This is a genomic window from Actinomadura livida, from assembly GCF_014648675.1.
GTDB classification, from domain to species: Bacteria; Actinomycetota; Actinomycetes; order Streptosporangiales; family Streptosporangiaceae; genus Spirillospora; species Spirillospora livida.
The window spans coordinates 387,613-410,991 of the sequence record NZ_BMRO01000002.1; the positions used below are offsets into that span (position 1 = coordinate 387,613).

Annotated in this window: 23 protein-coding genes; 11 read left to right on the top strand and 12 right to left on the bottom strand. The window is 77.4% G+C overall.

The genetic code is table 11. The features are described from left to right. Positions 1 to 194: 194 nt before the first annotated feature. The gene (locus tag IEZ03_RS05115) at positions 195 to 863 is read right to left on the bottom strand and encodes a response regulator (protein ID WP_184884530.1); all 669 of its coding nucleotides are present in this window, start codon (positions 861 to 863) and stop codon (positions 195 to 197) included. After that, positions 860 to 2,746: a sensor histidine kinase gene (locus tag IEZ03_RS05120; RefSeq protein ID WP_229808023.1), complete on the bottom strand. Its 1,887-nt coding sequence runs from the start codon at positions 2,744 to 2,746 to the stop codon at positions 860 to 862. Before IEZ03_RS05120 ends, IEZ03_RS05115 begins: the two co-directional genes overlap by 4 nt. A gap of 140 nt (positions 2,747 to 2,886) precedes the next feature. On the opposite strand from IEZ03_RS05120, the gene IEZ03_RS05125 reads away from it, so the two are divergent. The 6 genes from IEZ03_RS05125 (at position 2,887) to IEZ03_RS05150 (ending at position 8,093) form a co-directional block, all read left to right on the top strand. Then, entirely contained in the window at positions 2,887 to 4,296 is a 1,410-nt protein-coding gene (locus tag IEZ03_RS05125) for a sensor histidine kinase (RefSeq protein ID WP_229808024.1), read from the top strand. Beyond that, on the top strand, positions 4,293 to 4,958 hold the full coding sequence (locus IEZ03_RS05130; RefSeq protein ID WP_184884532.1) for a response regulator: 666 nt from the start codon (positions 4,293 to 4,295) through the stop codon (positions 4,956 to 4,958). The genes IEZ03_RS05125 and IEZ03_RS05130 overlap by 4 nt, the downstream gene beginning before the upstream one ends. Positions 4,959 to 5,054: 96 nt before the next feature. Further along, positions 5,055 to 5,687, top strand: a complete 633-nt coding sequence (locus IEZ03_RS05135) for an RNA polymerase sigma factor (RefSeq protein WP_184884534.1) — start codon at positions 5,055 to 5,057, stop codon at positions 5,685 to 5,687. Then, entirely contained in the window at positions 5,684 to 6,493 is an 810-nt protein-coding gene (locus tag IEZ03_RS05140; protein ID WP_184884536.1) for a methylated-DNA--[protein]-cysteine S-methyltransferase, read from the top strand. The genes IEZ03_RS05135 and IEZ03_RS05140 overlap by 4 nt, the downstream gene beginning before the upstream one ends. A 198-nt stretch (positions 6,494 to 6,691) precedes the next feature. Next, complete coding sequence (locus IEZ03_RS05145) at positions 6,692 to 7,771, top strand: NAD-dependent epimerase/dehydratase family protein (protein ID WP_184884537.1); 1,080 nt, start codon at positions 6,692 to 6,694, stop codon at positions 7,769 to 7,771. Between the two features lie 70 nt (positions 7,772 to 7,841). Further along, positions 7,842 to 8,093: a hypothetical protein gene (locus IEZ03_RS05150; RefSeq protein ID WP_132055276.1), complete on the top strand. Its 252-nt coding sequence runs from the start codon at positions 7,842 to 7,844 to the stop codon at positions 8,091 to 8,093. 67 nt (positions 8,094 to 8,160) lie between these two features. Here the strand turns inward: IEZ03_RS05150 and IEZ03_RS05155 are convergent, their stop codons facing one another. From IEZ03_RS05155 to IEZ03_RS05170, 4 genes are read right to left on the bottom strand one after another with little or no spacing between them, the layout of a single operon-like run. Beyond that, on the bottom strand, positions 8,161 to 8,454 hold the full coding sequence (locus IEZ03_RS05155; protein ID WP_184884539.1) for a CDGSH iron-sulfur domain-containing protein: 294 nt from the start codon (positions 8,452 to 8,454) through the stop codon (positions 8,161 to 8,163). Continuing rightward, a complete protein-coding gene (locus tag IEZ03_RS05160) occupies positions 8,435 to 9,175 on the bottom strand; it encodes a HemK2/MTQ2 family protein methyltransferase (protein ID WP_184884541.1) in 741 nt (246 codons plus the stop codon). The genes IEZ03_RS05155 and IEZ03_RS05160 overlap by 20 nt, the downstream gene beginning before the upstream one ends. Before the next feature lie 11 nt (positions 9,176 to 9,186). Continuing rightward, the gene (locus IEZ03_RS05165) at positions 9,187 to 10,395 is read right to left on the bottom strand and encodes an iron-containing redox enzyme family protein (protein WP_184884543.1); all 1,209 of its coding nucleotides are present in this window, start codon (positions 10,393 to 10,395) and stop codon (positions 9,187 to 9,189) included. Then, a complete protein-coding gene (locus IEZ03_RS05170) occupies positions 10,392 to 11,732 on the bottom strand; it encodes a carboxylate-amine ligase (RefSeq protein WP_184884545.1) in 1,341 nt (446 codons plus the stop codon). The genes IEZ03_RS05165 and IEZ03_RS05170 overlap by 4 nt, the downstream gene beginning before the upstream one ends. 281 nt (positions 11,733 to 12,013) lie before the next feature. Here IEZ03_RS05170 and IEZ03_RS05175 point away from each other — a divergent pair, with 281 nt between their 5' ends. Beyond that, complete coding sequence (locus IEZ03_RS05175; protein ID WP_184884547.1) at positions 12,014 to 12,616, top strand: isochorismatase family protein; 603 nt, start codon at positions 12,014 to 12,016, stop codon at positions 12,614 to 12,616. Positions 12,617 to 12,628: 12 nt separating this feature from the next. Further along, a complete protein-coding gene (locus IEZ03_RS05180) occupies positions 12,629 to 13,636 on the top strand; it encodes a GlxA family transcriptional regulator (protein ID WP_184884549.1) in 1,008 nt (335 codons plus the stop codon). A gap of 38 nt (positions 13,637 to 13,674) precedes the next feature. On the opposite strand, the gene IEZ03_RS05185 is transcribed toward IEZ03_RS05180, so the two are convergent. Then, positions 13,675 to 14,322 (bottom strand): TetR/AcrR family transcriptional regulator, encoded by a 648-nt coding sequence (locus tag IEZ03_RS05185; protein ID WP_184884551.1) that lies wholly within the window; start codon positions 14,320 to 14,322, stop codon positions 13,675 to 13,677. 92 nt (positions 14,323 to 14,414) lie between these two features. Then, positions 14,415 to 15,041: an IMPACT family protein gene (locus tag IEZ03_RS05190; protein ID WP_184884553.1), complete on the bottom strand. Its 627-nt coding sequence runs from the start codon at positions 15,039 to 15,041 to the stop codon at positions 14,415 to 14,417. A 75-nt stretch (positions 15,042 to 15,116) separates the two neighbouring features. Here IEZ03_RS05190 and IEZ03_RS05195 point away from each other — a divergent pair, with 75 nt between their 5' ends. Further along, entirely contained in the window at positions 15,117 to 15,560 is a 444-nt protein-coding gene (locus tag IEZ03_RS05195; RefSeq protein ID WP_184884555.1) for an ester cyclase, read from the top strand. A gap of 29 nt (positions 15,561 to 15,589) precedes the next feature. On the opposite strand, the gene IEZ03_RS05200 is transcribed toward IEZ03_RS05195, so the two are convergent. Further along, positions 15,590 to 16,369 (bottom strand): HAD-IIA family hydrolase, encoded by a 780-nt coding sequence (locus IEZ03_RS05200; RefSeq protein ID WP_132053764.1) that lies wholly within the window; start codon positions 16,367 to 16,369, stop codon positions 15,590 to 15,592. 245 nt (positions 16,370 to 16,614) lie between these two features. On the opposite strand from IEZ03_RS05200, the gene IEZ03_RS05205 reads away from it, so the two are divergent. Continuing rightward, on the top strand, positions 16,615 to 18,390 hold the full coding sequence (locus IEZ03_RS05205) for a class I adenylate-forming enzyme family protein (protein ID WP_229808025.1): 1,776 nt from the start codon (positions 16,615 to 16,617) through the stop codon (positions 18,388 to 18,390). Positions 18,391 to 18,490: 100 nt separating this feature from the next. Here IEZ03_RS05205 and IEZ03_RS05210 read toward each other — a convergent pair whose 3' ends face one another. From IEZ03_RS05210 to IEZ03_RS05220, 3 genes are all read right to left on the bottom strand, one after another. Further along, positions 18,491 to 19,066, bottom strand: coding sequence for a TerD family protein (locus IEZ03_RS05210; protein WP_131955591.1), 576 nt, complete (start codon positions 19,064 to 19,066; stop codon positions 18,491 to 18,493). 199 nt (positions 19,067 to 19,265) lie between these two features. Then, positions 19,266 to 21,125, bottom strand: coding sequence for an acyl-CoA dehydrogenase family protein (locus tag IEZ03_RS05215; RefSeq protein ID WP_184884557.1), 1,860 nt, complete (start codon positions 21,123 to 21,125; stop codon positions 19,266 to 19,268). Between the two features lie 13 nt (positions 21,126 to 21,138). Next, positions 21,139 to 22,164 carry an ACP S-malonyltransferase gene (locus IEZ03_RS05220; protein ID WP_184884558.1) on the bottom strand — a complete coding sequence of 342 codons (1,026 nt, stop codon included), beginning with the start codon at positions 22,162 to 22,164 and terminating at the stop codon, positions 21,139 to 21,141. Positions 22,165 to 22,290: 126 nt separating this feature from the next. Here IEZ03_RS05220 and IEZ03_RS05225 point away from each other — a divergent pair, with 126 nt between their 5' ends. Beyond that, entirely contained in the window at positions 22,291 to 23,361 is a 1,071-nt protein-coding gene (locus IEZ03_RS05225) for a 3-oxoacyl-ACP synthase III family protein (protein WP_229808026.1), read from the top strand. Positions 23,362 to 23,379 lie beyond the last annotated feature (18 nt).

Sequence of the window (23,379 nt, forward strand, 5' to 3'; positions counted from 1 at the left end):
GGTGGCGGGTCCGCGGGCCGGGTGAACGAGGCGTCGGTGACGATGCCGGACGTGATGGGCGGCGTGACCAGGCGGGACCCGCTCCCCTGACCGGGGCCGGGGTCGAGGATCTCGACTGGGGCCGTCCCGGGTGGTGCGTGCGCACCGCCCCGGGGCGGCCTTTTTCGCGTGTGCGGAGGGCGGCCCGCCGGGGGTCAGGGGGTGTCGCCGGTGGGGGCGACGAGGCCGGCCTCGTAGGCGACGACGGCGGCCTGGACGCGGTTGCGGGCGTCCAGGCGGGTGAGGATCGCGCTGACGTAGGCCTTCACGGTCCCTTCGACGACGTGGAGGCGGGCGGCGATCTCGGCGTTGGACAGCCCGGCGCCGAGCAGGGCCAGGACCTCGCGTTCGCGGGGGGTGAGGGCGGCGATGCGGTGCCGGGCGCGGGCGCCGACCGCGAGGCGGCCGCCGCCGAGTTCGGTGATGACGCGGTGGGCGACCCGCGGGGACAGGTAGGCGGCGCCGCCGGCGACGGCGCGGACGCCGGCGATGAGTTCGAGGGGGTCGCCGGACTTGAGGAGGAAGCCGCTGGCGCCGCCGGACAGGGCGCGGGCGATGTACTCGTCCTCGCCGAAGGTGGTGAGCATGATGACGCCGGTGCCGGGGGCGGCGCGGCGCAGTTCGGTGGCGGCGGCGAGGCCGTCCAGGCGGGGCATGCGGATGTCGAGGAGGGCGACGTCGGGGCGGTGCCGGAGGGTCTGCTCGACGGCCTCGCGGCCGTCGGCGGCCTCGGCGACGACCTCGATGCCGGGGTCGGCGGCGAGGATCGCGCGGACGCCCGCGCGGATCATGGCCTCGTCGTCGGCGAGCAGTGCCCGGATCATGGCGGGTTCCTCTGTCGGTCGTGTTCGGCGCTGAGCAGGGTGGTGTCGTAGGCGTCCTTGGCGGTGAGGCGGCCGCCGGTGAAGCAGAGCCGGTAGATGCGGGACACGCCGAGCAGGTCGGCCTCGGGGCGGTAGTAGCGGCAGTCGGCGCGGGCGGGTTCGGGGACGAGGCGGCGGACGGTCCCGGCGCCCATCGTCTCGCGCGGCGGCAGGGTCCGCTGGACGCTGGCCTGGGGGGCGCCGACGCGCAGCGCGGCGTAGTCGGCGGGCGGCAGGACGGAGTTGAGGGTGACGTAGGCGTAGTAGGCGGCCATGACGGTGCCGAGGGCGGCCATGAGCGCGGCGGGGACGGTGATCGCGGTGATCAGGCCGCGGCGGACCTGGCGGCGTTCGCGGGCCAGGTGGCGGGCCGATTCGGAGGGCCACTCCCCCGGCGGTGTGCGGGTGAGGCCGAGGGCGGCGCGCAGCGCGGTCCCGGCGGTGGGTGCCGCGGTGGGCGCGGCGCGGTGCCCGCCGGACGGGTCGGCGGGTGAGTCGAAGGCGCGGGGTGCGGGCGGGGCGCCGGGCAGGTCGGCGGTGACCTCGAAGCCGCCGCCGGGGGCGGGTCCGGCGTGCAGGGTGCCGCCGAGGACCCGGACCCGTTCGGTGAGGGCGGCGAGCCCGGTGCCGCCCGGCGCCGACGGCGCCGGCCTCCCGGGCGGCGGGCCGTTGGTGACCGTCACCGTGACGCCGCCTCCGTGCGGTGCGTCGCCGGCGGGCGGGTCGCGGCGGGTGAGGTGGACGGTGACGGCGGCGCCGGGGGCGTGCTTGGCGGCGTTGGTGACGGCCTCCTGGACGACGCGGTGCGCGGTGAGCGCGGCCATCGGCGCGAGTTCCGGCAGGTCGGCGGCGGTGCCGGTGAGGTGGACGGGGACGCCGGAGGCGCGGGCGCGTTCGACCAGGTCGCCGATGCTCTCGTGCGGGGGCCGGACCGGCGCGAGCCCGTCCGGGCCGTGCGGCGTGCCGGGGCCGGTGGCGGTGTCCTCGCGGAGCACGCCGATGATCTCGCGGAGGTGCTCGGTGGCCTCGGCCGCGCCGCGGCGCAGCTGCGCGGCGGCGTCGCGGTGCCGGTCGTCGAGGCCGGGCGCGACCTGCAGGGCGCCGGCGCGGACGGCGATGAGGGCGAGTTCGTGGCCGAGGGAGTCGTGCATGTCCTGGGCGATGCGGGCGCGTTCGCGGAGCCGTTCGCGTTCGGCGATGATGCGCTGCTGGTGCTCCAGCCGCTCGGCGCGTTCCCACCCGGCGTGCAGGAGTTCCTGGTACTGGCGCCAGTAGCGGCCGGTCAGCCAGGGCAGGACGCCGAACAGCACCAGCCAGACCGTGGAGGGGAACCAGGTCTCGACGGCCTGGCCGCGTGCGATCGCCAGGGCCGACCCGGCGACGAACACGGCGGTGAACGCCCACAGCGGCGGCTGCGCGCGGATGGTCCGCCGCCCGGTCAGGTAGGCCAGCACGGGCATGGCGAACACGAAGTTGCCGTGGACGGCGATCAGCGCCATGGCGGTCAGCAGCGCCGCGGTGGGCCGGGCGCGGGACACCGCGACTGCGGCGGCCAGGACCGCCAGGCCGCCCACGCACAGCCACCACGCCATCCGGTCCGGGTCCAGCGGCGAGACGATGCCGGCGACGACGGGGAGGGCCAGCGCCCCGTACAGCAGGGCGTCCTTGACCAGCGCGGCGCGCGTGGGCCGCCGGACGGCCTCGCGCAGCGCCCGCGGGCGGACGGCGCCGGCGGGCGCGCGGCCGCGGCCCGCCGCCGCCGTCACGGCCCGCCCGACGGCGTTCCGCCCGGGGGGGCCGGTGGGCGCGCCGGGGGCGGGACGGGAGGAAGCCGCGTCGGTCACGCGCTCCACGCTACAAGCGGGTGAACTGCGGCGTTACTGACGAAAGTCAAGGGTGCGCTCCCCCGGCCGCGTCCGGGGGCGTCCGCGGTGGTGGTCTCGGCGGCTGTGTGGGCGGGACGCGGCTGAACTACCGTTGCCCCGTGACGACTCCCCCGTCCCGTCCCCCGTCCCGCACCCGGGGCCCCGGCGCGTCCCGCGCCGTGCGCGCCGTGCGTGCGGCGGGGTGGCCGCGCGGGCAGGTCGCCGACGCCGTCCTCGCGGTGGCCGCGCTGGCGGCGACCCTGGTGCTGAGCGCCGCGGCGGTCAAGCCCGGGGACCGTGCGCTGTGGCCGGGCGGGGTCGCGCTGATCGCCGTGGCCACGCTGGCGCTGGCGGCGCGGCGGCGGCATCCGGTGGCGGTGCTGGTGGTCTGCGTGGCGGTGCCGCCGCTGTACTACCCGCTGGGGTATCCGGACGGGCCGCTGGCGCTGGTGCTGTGGGCGGCGCTGTTCACCGCGGCGGTGGAGTGCCGGCTGCTGGTGTCGCTGGGCGCGGTCATCGTGGTGAACGCGGGGTTCCTGGGGGTGGCGCTGCTGCGCGGCGGCGGGGGCGGCGACCCGGACGCGATCGTGGACGCGCGCGGGGTGGCGTCGCTGTCGCTGGGGCTGCTGGTCGCCATCGCGCTCGGGCAGTACGTGCGCAGCCGCCGGGACCGGGCCGAGGCGGCCGAGCGGCGCGCCGCAGAGGCCGAGCGGAGCCGGGAGGAGGAGGCGCGGCGCCGCGCGATCGCCGAGCGGCTGCGGATCGCGCGGGAGCTGCACGACGTGCTGGCGCACCAGATCTCGCTGATCAACGTGCAGGCGGGGGCGGCGCTGCACCGCCGCGACGACCCCGAGCGCGCGTATGCGGCGCTGGAGGCGATCAAGTCGGCGAGCCGGGAGACGCTGCGGGAGCTGCGCGGGGTGCTGGGCGTCCTGCGGCAGGTCGACGCCGCCGGGGAGGGGGACGCGGCGCGGGGCGGGCCGCTCGCGCCGCCACCGTCCCAGGCGCCGTCCCAGGCGCCGTCCCAGGCGCCGTCCCAGGCGCTGCCCGAGACGCCGTCGCTGGCGGGGATCGGCGCGCTGCTGGAGCGGACCGCGGCCGCGGGGCTGGCCGTCCGGCGGGAGGGGGACCTGGCCGCCTCCCCCGGCGGGGCGGCGGACGCGCTGGCGGGCCTGCCGGCGCCGGTCGGGCTGGCGGGGTACCGGATCGTGCAGGAGGCGCTGACCAACGCCGTCCGGCATTCGGGGGCGGAGCGGGTGACGGTGTCGGTGCGGCGCGAGCCGGGCGCGGTGGTCGTGCAGGTCGACGACGACGGCACCGGCCACGTCGAGACGGGACGCGCCGCAACGGGCGCCGGGACGGGCGGGAACGGGTTGCGGGGCATGCGGGAGCGGGCCGCGTCGGTGGGCGGGCGGCTGACGGCCGGCCCGGGCCCGGCGGGCGGGTTCCGGGTGTGGGCGCGGCTGCCGGTGGGCGGCGGCGCCGCGGGCGCGGAACCGGAGAGGGCGCGGACGGAGGGGGCCGGGTGATCCGGGTGCTGCTGGCCGACGACCAGACGCTGGTGCGGGCGGGGTTCCGGTCGATCCTGGAGGGCGAGGACGACGTCGAGGTCGTCGCCGAGGCCGGGGACGGGGAGCAGGCGGTGCGGCGGGCGGCGCTGCTGCGGCCCGACGTGGTGCTGATGGACGTGCGCATGCCCGTCCTGGACGGCCTGGAGGCGACCCGCCTCATCACCGCCGACCCGGCGCTGCACGCCGTCCGGGTGGTGATCCTGACGACGTTCGACCTGGACGACTACGTCTACGGCGCGATCAAGGCGGGCGCCAGCGGGTTCCTGGTCAAGGACACCGAGCCGGCCGAGCTGGTCCGGGGGGTGCGGGTCGTGGCGCGCGGCGACGCGCTGCTGGCGCCGACCGTGACGCGGCGGCTCATCGCCGAGTTCGCGTCCCGGCTCGCCGCGCCGCCGCCCGCGGCGGACCTGGAGTCGCTCACCGACCGCGAGCGGGAGGTGCTGGAACTGGTCGCGGCGGGGCTGTCGAACGAGGAGATCGCCGGGCGGCTGGTGCTGTCGCCCGCCACCGCCAAGACCCACGTCAGCCGCATCCTGGCCAAGCTGGGGGCGCGGGACCGGGCGCAGCTGGTGGTGCTGGCCTACGAGACCGGCGTGATCCGTCCCGGCTGGCTGCGGTGACCGGGCCCGCGCGGCGGGTACGGTCGGCGGGGACGGCCCCGGGGGCGGGCGGGGCGGCCGGTGCAACCGGCCGGGGCGCGGCGGTGTTGAGCGGATGTGACGGTTACGGACGAGGTTCCCACCTCCCACGCGGGCGGCGCCGCCGACACGGCGGGCGCGCGGGTCGTCGCGGCGCTGTCGGACGACCTGGACGGCGGGTTCGCGGTGCTGTACGAGGCGTACCGGGGCGCGGTGTTCTCGACCGCGCTGCGGCTGTGCGGGCGGTGGGCCGAGGCCGAGGACCTGTCGGCGGAGGCGTTCCTGCGCGCCTACCGGGCGCTGTGCGGGTACGGTCCGGAGCGGATCGAGGCGCTGCGGCCGCGGGCGTGGCTGCTGACGATCCTGGCGAACGTGTGGCGCAACAGCCTGCGGTCGGCGTCGCGGCGGCCGCAGGCGGGCCCGATCGAGGAGGCGCCCGATCCGCCGGACCCGGGTGAGGGCGTGGAGGACGCCGCCGCGCGCCGCGAGACGGGCCGGGAGCTGGCCGCGCTGCTGGCGCGGCTGCCGCACGACCAGCGCGCCGCGGTGGTGCTGCGGCACGTCACCGACCTGCCCGTCGCGGAGATCGCCGCGGTGCTCGGGATGCCGGAGGGCACCGTCAAGTCGCACATCTCCCGGGGCCTGGCGCGGCTGCGCGTGCTGCGCGGCGCCGGGCGGCCGGGCGAGGAGCAGAAAGGGGGCGTCCGATGACCACAGACGAGCGCGGGGCCGCGGGGCCGCCGGCCGGTGACGCGGCGGACGGGCTCGCCGCGGAGCTGGCGGGGCTGGGCGCCGACGCGCCCGCGGGGCTGCTGGACCGCATCGCCGCGCGCCGCGTCCACGTCCCCGGGCCGCTGCCGGGCCCGCACGCCGATGTGCAGGTGGCGTTCACCGACCACGGTGTCGCCTACCTGCGCGCCGGGATGGACGAGGCGGAGTTCGCCGCCGCGTTCCGCGCCCGGTTCGCGCGGCCGCTGCTGCCGGCCGCGGCGCCGCCCGCCGGGCTGGTCCCGGCGCTGCGCACCGGCCGCCCGGGGGGCCTGCGGCTGGACCTGCGCGGCCTCGGCGAGTTCGAGGCGGCGGTGCTGCGCGCCGCCGCGCGGATCCCGCGGGGGCAGGTCCGCCCGTACGCGTGGGTGGCGCGGATGGCGGGGCGGCCGCGGGCGGTCCGCGCGGTGGGGTCGGCGCTGGGCCGCAACCCGGTCCCGCTGCTGATCCCGTGCCACCGGGTGACCCGCTCGGACGGGACGCTCGGCGAGTACGTGTTCGGCGCGGAGGCCAAGGAGCGGCTGCTGCGCGCCGAGGACGTCGACGTCGACGGGGTCGCCGAGCTGGCGCGGCGCGGGGTGCGGCTGGTCGGCAGCGACACCACCGGGATCGTGTGCTACCCGACGTGCGGTGACGCGCGGCGGATCACGCCCGCGCACCGGCGCGGGTTCGGGGACCTGGCCGCCGCGCTGGCCGCCGGGTACCGGCCGTGCCTGCGCTGCCGCCCCGGCGACTCCCGGCCCGCGTGATCACCCGGCCCGCCTGATCGCGCGGGTCCCGGCGCGCGGCTGCGGCGCGCGACACCGCGCACAGGGGGCCCGGCCGGGGCGCGGCGGGCGGAACCGTGCGGGGGGCGGGCGCATAGAACGGTGCGGGGCGGGAATGGGGCGGTCCCGTCCACCTGCGGGAACGGGCCCGCGGGGACGGCCGACGAGGGGGAGGCCGCCATGCGCGTCGTCGTGACCGGCGCGACCGGCAACATCGGCACCAACACCGTCCGCGCGCTCGCCGCGGACGCGACCGTCACCTCGGTCACCGGCCTGGCCCGCCGCGAACCCGGCCCCGGCGCGGTCCTGGGCGAGGACGCCCCGGACGGCGCCGGGAAGGTCGAGTGGGCCGAGGCCGACGTCACCGACAGCGACCTGGTCCCGCTGCTGCGCGGCGCCGACGTCGTGGTGCACCTGGCGTGGCTGTTCCAGCCGACGCACCGCCCGGCGGTGACGTGGGACGCCAACGTGGTCGGCAGCTCCCGCGTGTTCGACGCCGTCGCCGAGGCCGGCGTGCCCGCGCTGGTGTACTCCTCGTCGGTGGGCGCCTACTCCCCCGGGCCCAAGGACCGGGGCGTGGACGAGTCGTGGCCCACGCACGGGTGGCCCGGCGCCGCCTACAGCCGCGAGAAGGCCTACGTGGAGCGGCTGCTGGACACCTTCGAGGCCGTCAACCCGGGCTGCCGGGTGGTGCGGATCCGGCCCGGTTTCATCTTCGAGCGGCAGAGCGCGTCCGAGCAGCGGCGGCTGTTCGCCGGGCCGCTGCTGCCGGGGCGGCTGGCCCGCCCCGATCTCATCCCCGCCGTCCCGGACCTGCCGGGGCTGCGGCTGCAGGCGCTGCACTCCGCGGACGCCGGCGAGGCGTTCCGGCTGGCCGCCACCCGCGACGTCCGCGGCGCGTTCAACATCGCCGCCGACCCGGTGCTGGACGCGGCCGAGCTCGCCGACCTGCTGGGGGCCCGCACCGTGCGGGTCCCGGCGCGGGGGGTGCGGGCCGCGCTGGCGGCGGCGTGGTCGCTGCACCTGGTGCCCGCCTCGCCCGGCCTGTTCGACCTGGCCATGGAGATCCCGGTCATGGACGTGTCGCGGGCGCGGGACGAGCTGGGCTGGACACCGCGGCACACTTCCCGCGACGCGGTCCGGGAGCTGCTGGAGGGGCTGCGCACCGCCGCGGGGCGCGACACCCCGCCGCTGTCCCCGCGGACCGGCGGGCCGGGCCGGATCCGCGAGTTCGCCACCGGCATCGGCCGCAGGCCCTGAGCCTCGGCCGCGTCACCACACCGGGCCGGACATCGACGCGATCCGGCGAGGATCAACCGGAGGTCACCACATGCCCACGATCACATCCGACCACCTGCACGCCCTGCTGGCCTCCAGCGAACGCGACGCCGCGCTCGTCGTCGTGGGCGGTGAGGCCACCGTCGTCCCCGCCGACCCGTCCCGCGGCGACGGCCCCGAGGAGGCCCTGGTCGTCACCACCCGGGACGCGGTGATCGCCGAACTGGACACCGGCGCCAACGAGGAGCAGATCGAGCGGCTCGCCCAGCGCCTGGACGTCGCCCTCGACAGCCTGGGCGGCTGACCGCCCCAGCACCGTCCCGCCGCCCCCGTCCCGCTGCCCGCCGGGGCGGGGGCGGCCCGCGTCGCCGTCAGACGTCGCCGTCGCCGCGCTGGCCGCCGTCCTGGTCGCCGTCCTGGTCGCCGGTGCGGACGCGGCGGCGGTGGCTGGTGTCGCAGAACGGGTAGGAGCGGCTGCGTCGGCACGCGCACAGCGCCACCAGGAACCGGTCGGAGGTCACGGTCCGCCCGTCCTCCAGGACCACCTCGACCGGGCCCTCCACCAGGACGGGCCCGCCCGGCACCATCCGCACCCGCCGCGCGGCCGCGCCCCGCGGCCCGGCGGCGCCTTCTACCGTGGCGGTGTCACGCGGCGCGGCGGCCATCGGCCTCACCTCCGCTCCCCTCGTCCGCGGACCGCCCGCCCGCGGGTTCCCCGCCGGTTTCGGCGGTGTCCTGGACGCGGTCGGCGCGGATGACGACGAGTTCCTCGTGCGCCTGGCCCGGGGGCAGCAGCCCCTGCGCCCGGAGCAGGTCGGCGCGGGCGCGCATCACCGGGCCGAGCGGCTCGTGGTGCCGCGCGACCACCGACGCGCGCATCCCGGCGCTGCGCAGCGACACCAGGGTGGCCGCGACCCCGTTCAGCGCGGAGTGCACCAGCAGCAGCGTGCCCGAGGGCGTCAGGTGCCGCGGCGCCCCGGCGCAGATGCGGTCCAGCAGGGCGCGGCCGCCGGGGCCGGCCTCCCAGGCGCGGGCCCGTCCCCGCACGGTCGCGGGGTCGGCGGCTCCCGCCACGTACGGGGGGTTGGCGACGATCACGTCGAACCGCTCGCCGGCGACCGGGGCGAACAGGTCGCCGCGCAGGACGCGGACCGGCAGGCCCCGCACCAGCGCGTTGAGCCGCGCGGCCAGCACCGCCTGCGCCGACACGTCGACCGCGACGACGCGGCAGCCCTCGCGGGCGGCGGCCATCGCGACCGCGCCCGTCCCGGTGCCCAGCTCCAGCACCCGCGCGCCCCGCGGGACGCCGGCCGTGCGCAGCGCGCCGGCGAGCAGGTGGGTGTCGGACTGGGGGCGGTACACCCCCGGAGTTCTCAGCAGCAGCATCCCCGTCCCCCTCACTCGCCGCTCACCGAACCGGACACAGGACCGTTCGCGGGGCCGCGCACCGGCCCGGCGGGGAGGCCGGGCGGGGGGTGGCGCAGCGCCGAGCGCGGCGGGCGGCTCCGCCAGTGGTCCAGCAGGTGCGCGGCCAGGCGGTCCTCCAGCAGGCAGGTGGCCTGCACGCCGAGGACCACGTCCCCCGCCAGCTCCGGCTCCTGCTCCAGCAGCCCGCCGATCACGTCGTGGCGCAGGACCTGCTCGTGGACGGCGTCGGCCTCGATGTGCTCGGTGTAGAACAGCACGGCGCGGGGCCCGGCGCCCAGCCGCTCCAGCGCCCGCGCCATCCGCCGCGCGGACGGCGCGGTGGTGATCTCGGCCGCGGCGAAGTGGCCCACCAGCGCGGCGCGCAGCGAGCGCCGCAGCCCGAACAGCGACATCATGTTCACCGTCGCCAGCATCACCGCGGGCGCCGCGTCCACGTAGGCGCCGTAGGAGGGGTCCAGGCCCAGGTCGTCGAGCAGGCCGGCGTACAGGCCCTGGTGGATCATCTCGGGGCGGCCGCCGCCGAACTCGTCGTGCTCGACGGCGACCAGCGCCGTCTTGGCGCGGCCCCGCAGCCGCGGGATCACCCAGGCGTGCGGGTCGGCCTCCTTGAGGTGGTACACCGACCGCAGCGCCGCGTGCTCCAGCAGCTGCCACCACTCCCCCGCGCCGCGCAGGTGGTGGGTGACGCCGGACGCGTCGACCGGCTCGGTCAGCAGCCCGGCGAGCGCGGCGTCCACGTCGGACCCGCCGGGGACGTCGCGGCGCAGCGCCGCCAGGAAGGCCTCCTCCATCGCCCGGCGCAGCCGCAGCAGATCCGGGTCCCACTCCCAGTCCGGGTCGACGCCCGCGAACCCGCGGTAGTGCAGCTCGAAGCAGGTGTGCAGGGCAAGTTGCAGGTCGTCCCCGTAGGGGTCGGCGGCCCGCACCGCCGCCCACGCGTCCCGCCCCGGCAGGACGTCCGCTACCGCCGGGTCAGGCGCGGGACCATGTCGGGGGTCGGGGGGCGGGCCCGCTGACAGGACGTCCGCGACGGCCCGCGACAGCGGCCCGCGCGGGGCGGGCAGCGACGGCACCGCCGCCGGCTCCCCGCGGGCCCCCCGGACCGGGGCCCGGGCGGCGGCCCGCCGGAGGGCCTGGGTGGGTGCCTGCCGAGGGGCGGCGGCGTGCTGAGCGGTCATGCGTCCTCCGTGGTCCCATGCGTGTCCGGCTGCGGTACCCGCTCACGCGCATCCCATACGCCCGTTTCCTCCCCAGGTGCCGCTTGTGTCCCCCGGCTCGGGCCGCCGGCGGGCCCGCGGGCGGGTGCTTCGAAGGAGCCGAGGGCGTCGCCGAGGACGCCGGACTCGGTGTGCCGGGCCAGCATCTCCACCACCGCGCGGGGCCCGCCCCGCCCGGCCGCGCGGCGCTGCCGGTCGGCGCCGGTCCCGGCCCGCCGGACGCCGTCCAGCAGCGCGCGGACGGTGTCCAGGTCGCCGGTCTCGGCCAGCGCGGGCCGGGTCCTGGCCAGCAGGTCCTCCACCATCCGCCACGGCGGCACGCGCCGCCGGGTGAAGGGGTCCAGGGCGTGGCCGCGCATCCCGTGCCGCGCCGCGCTCCACAGCGCCGCCGCGCACACCTGCGCGTCCACGGGCGGGGCCTCCCGCCCGGCCGCCAGGTCCCGCAGCGCCGCGCCGACCAGGCCCCGCGACAGCGCCGCCTGCAGGACCGCCTCGTCGGCGGTGGCGGCCGCGTCCGCCGCGCGCACCTCCACCGTCGGCCACCGCGGCGACGGCCGCGCCAGCCAGAACGTCATCGCCTCGTCCACCAGCGCGCCCGCCTCCACCAGCGCCGCGACGCGCGCGTCGTACTCGGCCGCCGACGCCGCGAACGGCGGGGTGCCCGCGCCGGGGAACCGCCACATCTCCACGATGCGGCGGCCGGCGAAGCGCCCGGCGCGGCCGTGGTCGAACGGGGAGTTCACCGCCAGCGCCACCAGCGTCGCCAGCCACGGCCGCAGGTGGTTCACCACCGCCACGGCCGTCTCCCGGTCCGGGACCGCGACGTGGACGTGGCAGCCGCACGCCTGGTAGTCCGCCACGACCTCCCCGTAGGTCCCGGTGATCGCGGCGAACCGGTCGCCGGGCGTCGCCGGCGGGGGCGGTCCGCCGAGCACCGGCGCGCCCGCCGACACCAGCCGCGCCCCGGCGGCCCGTGCGGCGGCGGCCAGCCGCGCCCGCCCGTCGCGCAGCTGCGCCCGCAGGGCCGCCAGGTCCCCGCACACCCCGGTCGCCGCCTCCACCTGCGAGGCCAGCAGCTCGGTGTGGAACCCGCCGCCCGACGCGCGCCACGGATGCTCCCCCGCCGCCGCGAGGACCTGCCCGGCGCGCGGGACGCACGTCCCCGACACCGCGTCGACCAGGAGGAACTCCTCCTCGACCCCGACCGTCGCGCCCGCCGGGCGCGCCCGGCCGCGCGCACCGCCCGTCTCGGACGCGCCGCCCGCGCGGGCCGCGCCTCCGGCCTCGTGGCCGCCCATGCCGCATCCCCCTGTTCCCGAAACCCGCCCCGGCGCACGCCGGCCGCCGCGCGCCGCCCCTGTGCGCAGACCCGTACGCCGGCCCGTGCGCCGCGCTGTGCGGACGGGGACGGCGCCGCACCCCGGGGCGCCCGCCACACCGGGGATTCCCGGACAGAACGGACTCTCCCTCCCGCGGGCCGAAATAGTTGCGGCGGGCCCGGTACCGCTGACCGGATCGTTCCGCATCGTGCCGTGATGATGCCTGCCGCGCACCCCGGGCCGCGGGCAGCATCGGGGCCATGAACAGAGCCCTCCTCGTCATCGACGTCCAAGAGTCCTTCCGCCGCCGCCCGAACTGGCGGGCGGTGTCGGCGCCCGACATCGACGCCCGCGCCGCCCGGCTCGTCGGCGCGGCCCGCGCCGCCGGGGACCTGGTGGTGTGGGTGCTGCACTCCGAGCCCGGCAGCGGCACGGTGTTCGACCCCGAACTCGGCCACGTCCGCCTCATGGACGGCCTGGAGCCGGCGGCCGGCGAGCCGGTCCTCACCAAGACCTCCCGCAACGCGTTCACCACCACGAACCTGCAGCAGCTGCTCACCGAGCGCGGCGTCGGCGAGGTGGTGGTGTGCGGCATCCAGACCGAGCAGTGCTGCGAGACCACCGCGCGGGTGGCGGCCGACCTCGGCTACAAGGTCGTCTTCGTCACCGACGCCACCGCGACCTTCCCCATCCCGCACCGCGACGCGCCGCCCGGACGGCCGCTGGCCGACGTCCTGGCAGACCCCGCCACGATGACCACCGCCCAGGTCATCACCCGCACCGAGTACGCCCTGGCCGGGCGGTTCGCCGACATCGCCGCGCTGGACGACCTCGCCCCGCCCCGCCCGGCGGCCGTCCGGTAGCCTGACCGGATCGTGCACCGGATCGCGTTCCTTCTCGTCCCGGGCGTGCACCTGCTGGACCTCGCCGGGCCCGCCCAGGTGTTCTCCACCGCCGCCCGCGACGGCCTGCCCTACCGGCTGACCTACATCGCCGACCACCCCGCCGGGGACGGTTCCGGCGGGGACGGTTCCGGCGGGGACGGTTCCGGCGGGGAGCTGTGCGACGTCGCCACCGCGCAGGGCGTCGCGCTGCGGGCCCCGGCCGCCTGGCCGGACCTGACCCCCGACGACGTCGTCGTGGTCCCGGGCTGGCGGTGGGCGGCGGGTGCGGCCGACGCCCCGCACGCCCCGCCGGTCTCCCCCGGCGCCGCCCGCCGGCTGGCCGCCCACCACGCCGCCGGCGGGCTGGTCGCCAGCGTCTGCTCCGGCGCGTTCGCCCTCGCCCACGCCGGGCTCCTGGACGGCCGCCGCTGCACCACCCACCACGAGCTGCAGGACGCCCTCACCCGCCGCCACCCCCGCGCCACCGTCGTCCGCGACGTCCTGTACGTCACCGACGGCCGCGTCGTCACCTCCGCCGGGATCGCCAGCGGCATCGACCTGGCGCTGCACCTGCTGGCCGCCCGCCACGGACCCGGCGCCGCCGCCCGCGTCGCCCGCACCATGGTCGTGTACGCGCGCCGCAACGGCGACGAACCGCAGGCCGGGGTGATGTTCCGGCACCGCGGGCACCTGTCCGACGCCGTCCACCGCGCCCAGGACATCATCGACGCCACCTACACCCGGCCGCTGCCGCTGGCCGACCTGGCCGCCGCGGCCGGCGTCAGCGAGCGCACCCTCACCCGCCGCTTCACCGCCGCGACCGGCCTCACCCCGCTGCGGTACCAGCAGGAGCTGCGGCTGGAACGCGCCGGGCACCTGATCGGGCAGGGCGCCACCGCCGACGCCGCCGCCCGCGCCGTCGGCTTCACCGACGCCCGCATGCTGCGCCGCCTGCGCGCCCGCGCGGGAGGCGCCGCCGCCGGAGCCCCGCCCGTATGAACCGAGGACCCCGCTCTAGGTGACGGCGCCGTCCCCGCTCAGCCGGACGCGGGCGGCGCGGACGGCCGCTCCGGGAACGCCACCGGCGGCGGTGGCGGTGTGGCAGGTGGCGGCGGGGGTGCGGGCTGCGGGGCGAGCGCTCCCGACAGGAACAGCGTGGTGGCCGACGCGCTGGCCTCCTCCACGCTCAGCCGGTGCCGGATCACCCGCGACACCACGCCCTCCAGGAGGCTGAAGTACAGCTCGGCCAGGGTGTGGACGGGCAGGTCGCGGCGGAACGCGCCGCTGGCGGCGCCGCGTTCGAACACCGCCCGCAGCGGCGCGGCGAGCTGCCGCTCGATGCGCCGCGCCTCCCGGGGCGTCCGGTCGAACAGGCCGAGCGCGCGGTACCGGGCGGTCGCCGCGATCGTCGCGCGGGTCATCCGGGCCACGGCCTCCTCGGTCGGGACCGCGTCCAGCCGCGCGTCGGCGAGCCGCCCGGTCAGGTCCGCCAGCGCGGCCTCGTACAGGGCGTACAGCAGCGCCTCGCGGTTGGGGAAGTAGCGGTACAGCGTCGCCCGCGCCACCCCGGCGGCCTGCGCGATGTCGGTCATGCTCACCGACGTGCCGCGCTCGGCCAGCACGGCCGCCGCGACGTCGAGGATCCCCGCCCGCACGTGGTCCCGCAAGATCATGTTCCTGCTCATCGCGCGGCACGCTACACCACCGTCCCATTTCCCGACCGCCTGTATCACCGAAGAGACACGCTGTCTTGCCGGTGGTGGTCACGGGGTGGTGGTCACGGGGTGACGGGGACCTCGATGTGGCCGGGCGCGCCGCGCCGCAGCACCGCGCGGCCGGCGGTGACCCGGGCGGCCCACGCCTCGAACTCGGCCAGCTCGGTGAGGGGCACGGCGACGTCGGCCTCGACGTCCTGCCCGTAGCGGACGTCGGCGGGCTGGGCGCCGCGGGCGTGCAGGTCGCCGAGGAACCGCCCGGCCTGCGCGTGGCCGACGCCGACGGTGACGGTCACGACGGGGCGCAGCTCCACCACCCCGACGGCGTCGACGGTGTCGGCGACGGCCTTGGCGTAGGCGCGGACCAGGCCGCCGGCGCCGAGCTTGACGCCGCCGAAGTAGCGGGTGACGACCGCGGCTGTGCCGGTCAGCCCGCGGCGGGTCAGCACCTCCAGCATCGGGATCCCGGCCGTGCCGGCGGGTTCGCCGTCGTCGCTGCTCTTGGCGATCTCGCCGTGCTCGCCGACGACGTAGGCGGTGCAGTTGTGGGTGGCGTCGCGGTGCGCGCGGCGGTGCCGGGCGAGGAACTCCACCGCCTCGGCCTCGTCGGCGGCGCGTGCGAGCGTGCAGATGAAGCGGGACTTGCGGATCTCCAGCTCGCGGGAGCCGCCCCGCCTGATCGTGCGCATGGTCGTCCCCGAGTGTAGAGGTGCCCGGCGGCGGGCGGTTTGACGCGGGCCGCCGGGGGCACCGAGCGTAGGATCATGGACGCTTTGGACGAGCTGTACCGCCGCTGGCTGTTCGAGGTGTGGACCGGCGACCTCGCCGTCGCCGATCGGATCCTCACCCCCGATTTCGTCGGGCACTGGCCGAACCTGGAGGTGCACGGCCCCGCCGGGGCCGCCGAGCAGGTCCGCCGCTCCCACGAGTACTTCGCCGACGTCCGCACCGCCCTGGACGCGGGGCCCGTCGTCGGCCCCGTCCCCGGCGACCCCGGCGGCGCCGCGGGCGGGACCGGCATGGTCGCCGCGGGGTGGACCTTCCACGGCACCTACCGCGGCGGCCTCCCGGGCGCGACCGCCGAGCCCGGCACCGCCGTCTCCTTCCGCGGCCAGGACATCTTCCGCGCCCGGGACGGGCGTTTCGCCGAGTACTGGGTCGTGTCCGACGTCATGGGCATGATGACCGCGCTGGGCGCCTTCGGCTGACCCCGCCGGCCCGGCCCGCCCGGGACGGGTCAGACCAGGTCGATGAGGTCGGCGACGGAGTCGACGACGCGGCCGGGGCGGAACGGGAACCGCGCGATCTCGTCCTTGCCGGTCACGCCGGTCAGCACCAGGATCGTCTCCAGCCCGGCCTCCACGCCGGCGACGATGTCGGTGTCCATGCGGTCGCCGATCATCGCGGTGGACTCGCTGTGCCCGCCGACGCGGTTCAGCGCGGTCCGCATCATCAGCGGGTTGGGCTTGCCGACGAAGTAGGGCTCCACCCCCGTCGCGCGGGTGATCATGGCGGCGACGGCGCCGCAGGCGGGCAGCGAGCCCTCCGGGGACGGGCCGATCGGGTCGGGGTTGGTGGCCACGAACCGCGCGCCGCCCTCGATCAGCCGGATCGCGCGGGTGATCTGGGAGAAGCTGTAGGTGCGGGTCTCGCCGAGCACGACGTAGTCGGGGTCGATGTCGGTCAGCGTGAACTCCGACTCGTGGAGCGCGGTGGTGAGCCCGGCCTCCCCGATCACGTACGCCGAGCCCTGGGGCCGCTGGTCGGCCAGGAACCGGGCGGTCGCCAGCGCCGAGGTCCAGATCGACTCGGCGGGCACCGCCAGCCCGGCCGCGGCCAGGCGCGCCGACAGGTCGCGGCGGGTGTAGATCGAATTGTTGGTCAGGACCAGGAACGGCTTGCCGGACGCCGCCAGTCGCCGGATGAACTCCTCCGCGCCGGGGACGGGCCGGCCCTCGTGCACCAGGACGCCGTCCATGTCCGACAACCAGTACTCGATCGGCCCGCGTTCGCTCATGCCCCCATTGTCGCAGGCAGGGATCTTCCCCAGGACCACCGCTTTCCGCCGCCCGGAACAGGCGTCCACACGGCGCCGCTTCCCGCGTCCGCGGCCGCACGGGCACAGCCCGAAGTCGGCTGAGGGGCGGCGGAGGTCGTTGACCTGCGCGTGACGCGGATCATAGATTTCGGGCACGGCGCACCGAACCGTGTTCGGCGATCGGGCCGCGCGGGGCGCGCCGGTGACCCCGCGGGAGGCGCGACGTGCACGACCAGCAATCACCGGCCACGGAGGCACCGACCGGTGCTGCGGCGACTGGTACCGGAGCGGCCGGGGCCGGGGCGGCGGCGCTGCCGGGCATCGCCGAGGTCAGGGCCGCGATGACGGCGCCGGGGCGGCTGTTCGAGATGGACGAGGTCGACGTCCGCGGCGTGCGGACCCGCGTCTGGAAGAACGCGCCGCCGACGCTGCGGGAGATCCTGGACATCTCCCGGCTGCACGGCGACGCCGCGTTCCTGGTCTACGAGGGCGACCGGCTGAGCTTCGCCGAGCACTACGCGCGCGCCGCGGCGTTCGCGCGGGCCCTCATCGGCCGGTACGGCGTGGCCAAGGGCGACCGGGTCGCGATCGCGATGCGGAACTATCCGGAGTGGTCGGTGGCGTTCTTCGGCGCGGCCGTCGCGGGCGCGGTCGTGGTGCCGCTGAACGCCTGGTGGACGGCCGCGGAACTGGAGTACGGACTGGCCGACAGCGGCGCGAAGGTCCTGGTCGCCGACGCCGAGCGCGCCGACCGCCTCGCGGGCGCGCTGCCGGGTCTCGGCGTGCCGTGCGTGGTGGCCCGCGGGGACGGCGCCGTCCCGGAGGGGTGCGAGGCGTTCGAGGACGTCCTGGGCGACGTCGGCGACCCCGCGGCGGCGTCGCTGCCGGACGTGGCGATCGATCCCGACGACGAGGCCACGATCTTCTACACCTCCGGCACCACGGGGCGCCCGAAGGGCGCGCTGGGCACGCACCGCAACATCACCACCAATCCGGTGAGCCTCGCCTACGGCGTCATCTCCGGCGGTGTCCGGGCGGGCCGCAGCCTGGAGGAGCTGACGGCGCCGCAGCGGCGGGTGACGCTGCTGAGCGTGCCGTTCTTCCACGCCACCGGGTGCCATTCGGTGCTGGTCACCAGCGCGCTGCAGGGCGGCACGGTGGTGATGATGTACAAGTGGGACGTGCGGGGCGCGCTGGAGCTGATCGAGCGGGAGCGCGTCACCGGGTTCGGCGGCGTGCCGACGATGGCGTGGCAGGTGCTGACCTCCCCCGACTTCGGCGAGTTCGACACCTCCAGCCTCACCGGCGTCAGCTACGGCGGCGCGCCCGCGGCGCCGGCGCTGGTCGACAAGATCCGGGAGCGGCTGCCCGAGCGGGTCCCCGGCAACGGCTACGGGCTGACCGAGACCTCGTCGGTGACCACCTACAACGGCGGTGTGAACTACCTGGAGCGGCCCGAGAGCGTCGGCCCGCCCGTCGCGGTGTGCGACGTGAAGGTGGTGGACCCGTCCGGCGCGGAGCTGCCGCCGGGCGAGGTGGGCGAGCTGCTCATCAAGGGCCCCAACGTGATCAAGGGGTACTGGAACAAGCCGGAGGCGACCGCGCAGGCGTTCGTGGACGGCTGGTTCCACAGCGGCGACCTGGCGCGGCTGGACGAGGACGGGTTCGTCTACATCGTCGACCGCGCCAAGGACATGCTGATCCGGGGCGGGGAGAACATCTACTGCGCCGAGGTCGAGGCGGCCCTGTACGAGCATCCCGCGGTGGCGGACTGCGCGGTGATCGGCGTCCCGCACGAGGTGCTCGGCGAGGAGGTCGGCGCGGTGGTGGTGCCGCGCCCGGGGGCCGCGGTGTCGGAGGAGGAGCTGCGGGGGTTCCTGGGCGAGCGGATCGCGGGGTTCAAGGTGCCCGTCCACTACTGGTTCCGCGGCGAGGGCCTGCCCCGCAACCCGGGCGGGAAGATCCTGAAGACGCGCCTGCGCGAGGAGCTCCTCGGCTGACCGCGCCGCCCGGCCCCGCCGCCGCGTGCGGCGGGGCCGGAACGGCGGCGGGGCGCCGCGGGACCGGGTCCCGGGGCGCCCCGCCGCGATGCGGCTCCGCTCAGACGTTGACGCCGAAGTCGGAGGCGATGCCCGACAGGCCCGAGGCGTACCCCTGGCCGACGGCGCGGAACTTCCACTCGGCGCCGTTGCGGTAGAGCTCGCCGAAGACCATCGCGGTCTCGGTCGAGGCGTCCTCCGACAGGTCGTAGCGGGCGATCTCGCTGTTGTCGGCCTGGTTCACCACCCGGATGAAGGCGTTGCGGACCTGGCCGAAGCTCTGCTGGCGGCTGTCGGCGTCGTAGATCGACACCGGGAACACGATCTTGGCGATCTCGGCGGGCACGGTGGCCAGGTTCACCTTGATCTGCTCGTCGTCGCCCTCGCCCTCGCCGGTGAGGTTGTCGCCGGTGTGCTCGACCGAGCCGTCGGGGCTCTTGAGGTTGTTGAAGAACACGAAGTGCTGGTCCGACAGCACCTTGTTCTCCGCCGAGCACAGCAGGGCGCTGGCGTCGAGGTCGAAATCGGTCCCGGTGGTGGTCCGCACGTCCCATCCCAGTCCGACCACGACGGCGGTCAGTCCGGGAGCCTCCTTGGTCAGCGAGACGTTGCCGCCCTTGCTCAGACTGACTCCCACTGTGTCTACCTCCGTATCGGCCTGTGCGGGTGCGGTCCACCCGCGCACGGTTCGTCTGTCTTACGAGAACGGTAGCCACCTCGTGCTGGTTCCCCCGCCTCCTTGGCAAATTCACGGCGTGGCGTGGCCCTATTCCTCCCCTGCCCCCGGCAAGGGAGGACCGGCCCGTCACCGTGCGCGCCGGGGTCGTGGCCGCGGGTCACGGGCCGCCGAGGAACGCGGCGGGCGCGGTGACCTCGGGCGGCAGCTCGAACGCGGCGGCCAGGTCGCCGGCGCGGGGGGCGAGCTCGTCGCAGGCCCGCCGCCGCGCCGCCCAGATCTCGTCGACGATGCCGGGCGGTGCCGCGCCCTCGTTGAGCAGGTCGGCGGCGCGGCGTTCCAGCAGGTCCAGGGCGTGCAGGCCGAGGACGGCCCGCAGCTCGGGGGGCCCGGATTCGGCGGCGGCGGCGCAGATCTCCAGGACGATGCGGTCGGCGCACGCCGACGCGGTCCGCCCGGCCAGGGCGAGGTTGCCGTTCCAGGCGGTGAAGGCGTCGTCGCCGGCCGCGGCGGCGTCGCCGATCCGCGCGGCGAGGCGGTCGCGCATGCGGCGCTCGGTGTCGCGGGCCAGGAACAGCCACACCCGCGGGGACCGCAGGTCGCCGTCGTCGGGCGGTCCCGCGCCGGGGTCGGGCGGGGTGTAGCGGTCCAGGTCGGCCATGGCGCGGGCGGTGTCGTAGCGGATGAGGTCGTTGTCGCCGCCGGCGTTCTGGTAGGCGTGCGACAGGCCGCGGTAGGCGTTGAGGCGCTCGACGGCGGCGAACCCGGGGGCGCCGCTGTGCACCCGGCACGCCGACACCGTCCGCTGCGCCTGCGCGGTCGCGGCGGCCTTCAGCAGCGCCAGGTCGCGGTCGACCGCCGACCACGGCGCCCACGCGGTCTCCGGCCCGCCCTGCCCGCCGCCCTGTCCGCCGTCTCGCCCGCCGTCCTGCCCGGGCGGGGCGTCGGCGGCGGTGCGGCGGGCCTGGGCGTGGGCGGCGACGGCGGTGAGCGCGTACCCGGCGGCGAGCGCGCCGAGGACGGCCTCCTGCTGGTTGCGGTAGTCGGTCAGGGGGCGCTGCGGCGCGAGCCGCCCGAGGGTGGCGCGGCCCGCCGAGTGCGCCAGCAGCATGCCCGCCGACGCCCGGGTGATCGCGGCCGAGGCGGAGATGACGGCCCGCCACACCGCGGGGGCGATGCCCATGGAGCGGGTGAGCCGCGCGGCCGGGTCCCCGGCGGGGTCGTGGAACCCGCCGGCGGCGTCGATGGACGCGCCGTCGCGCAGCCACGCCTCGTAGGGGACGCGCAGGCCGTCCAGCAGCACGGCGGCGTAGTCGACCTGCAGGCCGGTGGTCTCGGGCGCGGCGACGACGCGGACGCCGGGCGGGACGTCGCCGCCGGGGCCGCGCAGCGGCACCACGAACACGAACACGCCGCGCTCGGCGCCGCCGTGCACGAGGGTGGCGTAGACGGCGGCGGTCTTCGGGACGCCGGGGTGGGCGGTGTTGGTGGGGAACTTGGCGGCCTGCGCGTCGGGGGTGGTGAGGACGAACCCGCCGGTCGCGGGGTCGTGGCGGGCGACGGTGCGGGGCGACAGGTGGCTGTTGCTGCGGCCGACCTCGGTCATCAGCAGCGTCCCGAACGAGGTCATCGACTCCAGGTCGTCGCGGGCCCGCCGGGGGCCGTCCCGCCCGGCGCCGAACCGCAGGATCGGGCCGAGCGCCAGGGTGTAGTGCAGCAGCATGACGTGGAACAGGGCGGGGTCGGCGATCGCGGCGCGTTCCAGCAGCGCGCACAGCGCCGGGGGGTCGTCGAGCAGTTCGGGGGCGGGCGGCGCGGCGAGCCCGGCGCGGCGCAGCCGCCGGTAGGTGAGCTCCTGCCGGTCGCGTGCGGTGAGGCCGTCGGGGACGGTGAAGAACTCGGCGGGGACGGCGTCGGCGATCCGCGCCCGCGTCTTGGCGTCCGGGGCGGTGCCGCGCACGAAGGCGGCCAGGCCGTCCACGGGGCCGGTGCCGTTCGAGCGGCCGGTGAAAAGGTCCATGGCGGTTCCTCCGTCAGTCGCGGTGCGGGGCGGCGGGCGCGGGGGCACCTGGTCCGGTTCCGGGGCGGGGTCCGGGCGGGCGGCCGCGCAGCGGGGCCATGGTCCGCGCGCCGGGCAGCGTCAGCCGCGCGCACTGGCACAGCGCGTCGCCGGCGCCGGCCTCGGTGAACACGGTGGCGCCGGCGTCGTGGACGGCGCGCAGCGCCTCCGGCAGCCGGACGGGCTTGACGATGCAGTCGGCCAGCGCGCGGTGCAGGTCGTCGCCGTCGTGGTAGGCGCGGCCCCGCACCGGCGAGTGGACGGGCAGTTCCAGGGGCCGCTGCGGGTGGCGGCGGATCATGGAGTACCACTCGTCGTCGGCGCCGGCCATCGCCGGGTGGTGCGACAGGTAGGGGACGGCGAGCCGCACGGCCCGCACCCCGCGGCCGCGTGCGGCGTCCAGGACCCGTTCCAGTGGCTCGCCGGGCCCGGACACGACGGTGACCGACGGCGCGTTCAGGCACGCGACGACGACCTGCGGGGCGTCGGCGGCGCCGATGCAGGCGTGCGCGCCGTCCTCGCCGGTCTCCAGCAGGCCCAGGCCGCCGCCGCGGCCGCGGCGGCTCAGCACGCCGACGAGGCTGACGGCCATGCGGGCGCCGTCGGCGATGGCGAACGCGCCGGCGCTGACCAGCGCGGCGATCTCGCCGAAGCTCTGCCCGACCGCGTAGGAGGGGTGCACGCCGGCGGTGCGCAGGGCGCGGTCGACGGCGACGGCGGCGGCGTAGGCGGCGAGCTGGGCGACGCCGGGGGTGCGGGACGCCTCGCGGTAGGCGGCGGGGTCCTCCAGCAGGACGGCGCGCAGGGACGGCCATCCGGTGCGGGGCAGGCCCTCCTGGACGGCGTCCAGGACGTCGGCGGCGGCGCGTGCGGCGGCGGGTCCGGTGCGGGCGAGGGCGGGGAGGTCGGGGGCCCCCGCCGAGCCGGTTCCGGCGAACAGGAACGCGCACGCGTCGTCGGGTTTGAGCTCGTCGGCCGGGCGAACGGGGGGGAAAGACACGCGGGGTCTCCTTACCTCGAAGGAAGGCTGCCTTTTCTGTTCGGTAAATGGCCGCTTAACTCCTAGTTATGGAACCAAACCCTGAAATGGGATTATTCGCTCATGGAATCGGTCTGGCAACCGTCGGTGGCACGAACGAGTCACGGCCCGCACCCGCACGGCGGGCACCGGGGGTGGGCGATCCGGGGCACGGGGTCGTACCTGCCCGCCCGGCGCGTGCCCAGCGGGGAGCTGTCCCGGTCGCTGGGGCTCGGGCCGTCCTGGATCGAGGAGCGCACCGGGATCCGCAGCCGCCACGTCGCCGACCCGGGGCAGGCGTCCTCGGACCTGGCCGCGGCCGCCGCGGACCGCGCGCTCGCGCGGGCGGGGGTGGCCGCCGCCGACATCGGCCTGATCGTCCTCGGCACCTCCACCCCCGACGAGCTCGGCCCCTCCACCGCCTGCCGCGTGCAGGCCCTGCTGGGCGCGGGCCGCGCCGCCGCGTTCGACGTCTCCGCCGCCTGCACCGGGTTCGTCTACGGGCTGTCGGCCGCGGTCGGCTGGCTGGCGGGCCGCCCCGACCCCGCGCCGCATGCGCTGGTCATCGGCGTGGAGGTGTACTCGCGGTTCCTCAACTCCGCCGACCGCGCCACCGCGGCGCTGTTCGGCGACGGCGCCGCGGCGGCGGTGATCGGGCCGGTCGCGGCGCCCCACGGGATCGGGCCGGTCACGCTCGGGTCGGACGGCTCGCGCGCCGGGGACGTGCTCATCCCCGCCGGCGGCAGCCGCGTCCCCGCCAGCGCCGGGACCGTGGCGGGCCACGGGCACACCATCCACATGGACGGGCGGGCGGTGCGCGACTTCATCACCGGGGTGTTCCCGCGGCTGGTGGCCGGCGCCGCCGAGGACGCCGGGATCAAGCCCGCCGACCTGGCGCTGGTCGTCCCGCACCAGCCCAACCCGCGGCTGGTCGCCTCGCTGGCCGGCGAGGCGGGCCTGGACCCGGCGCAGCTGATGATCGCCGGGCACGACGTCGGCAACATCGGCGCCGCCAGCCTCCCCTACGCCCTGGACCGGGCGGTCCGCGAGGGGCGGATCGCGCCCGGGGACCTGGTCCTGCTCGCCGGGTTCGGCGCGGGCGTGACGTGGGGCCGCGCACTGGTCGCCTGGCCTCCCCCCGACCCGCACTCCCCCGACCCGCCCGCCGGGCGGCCATGACGCGGGCGTCCCCGGGGC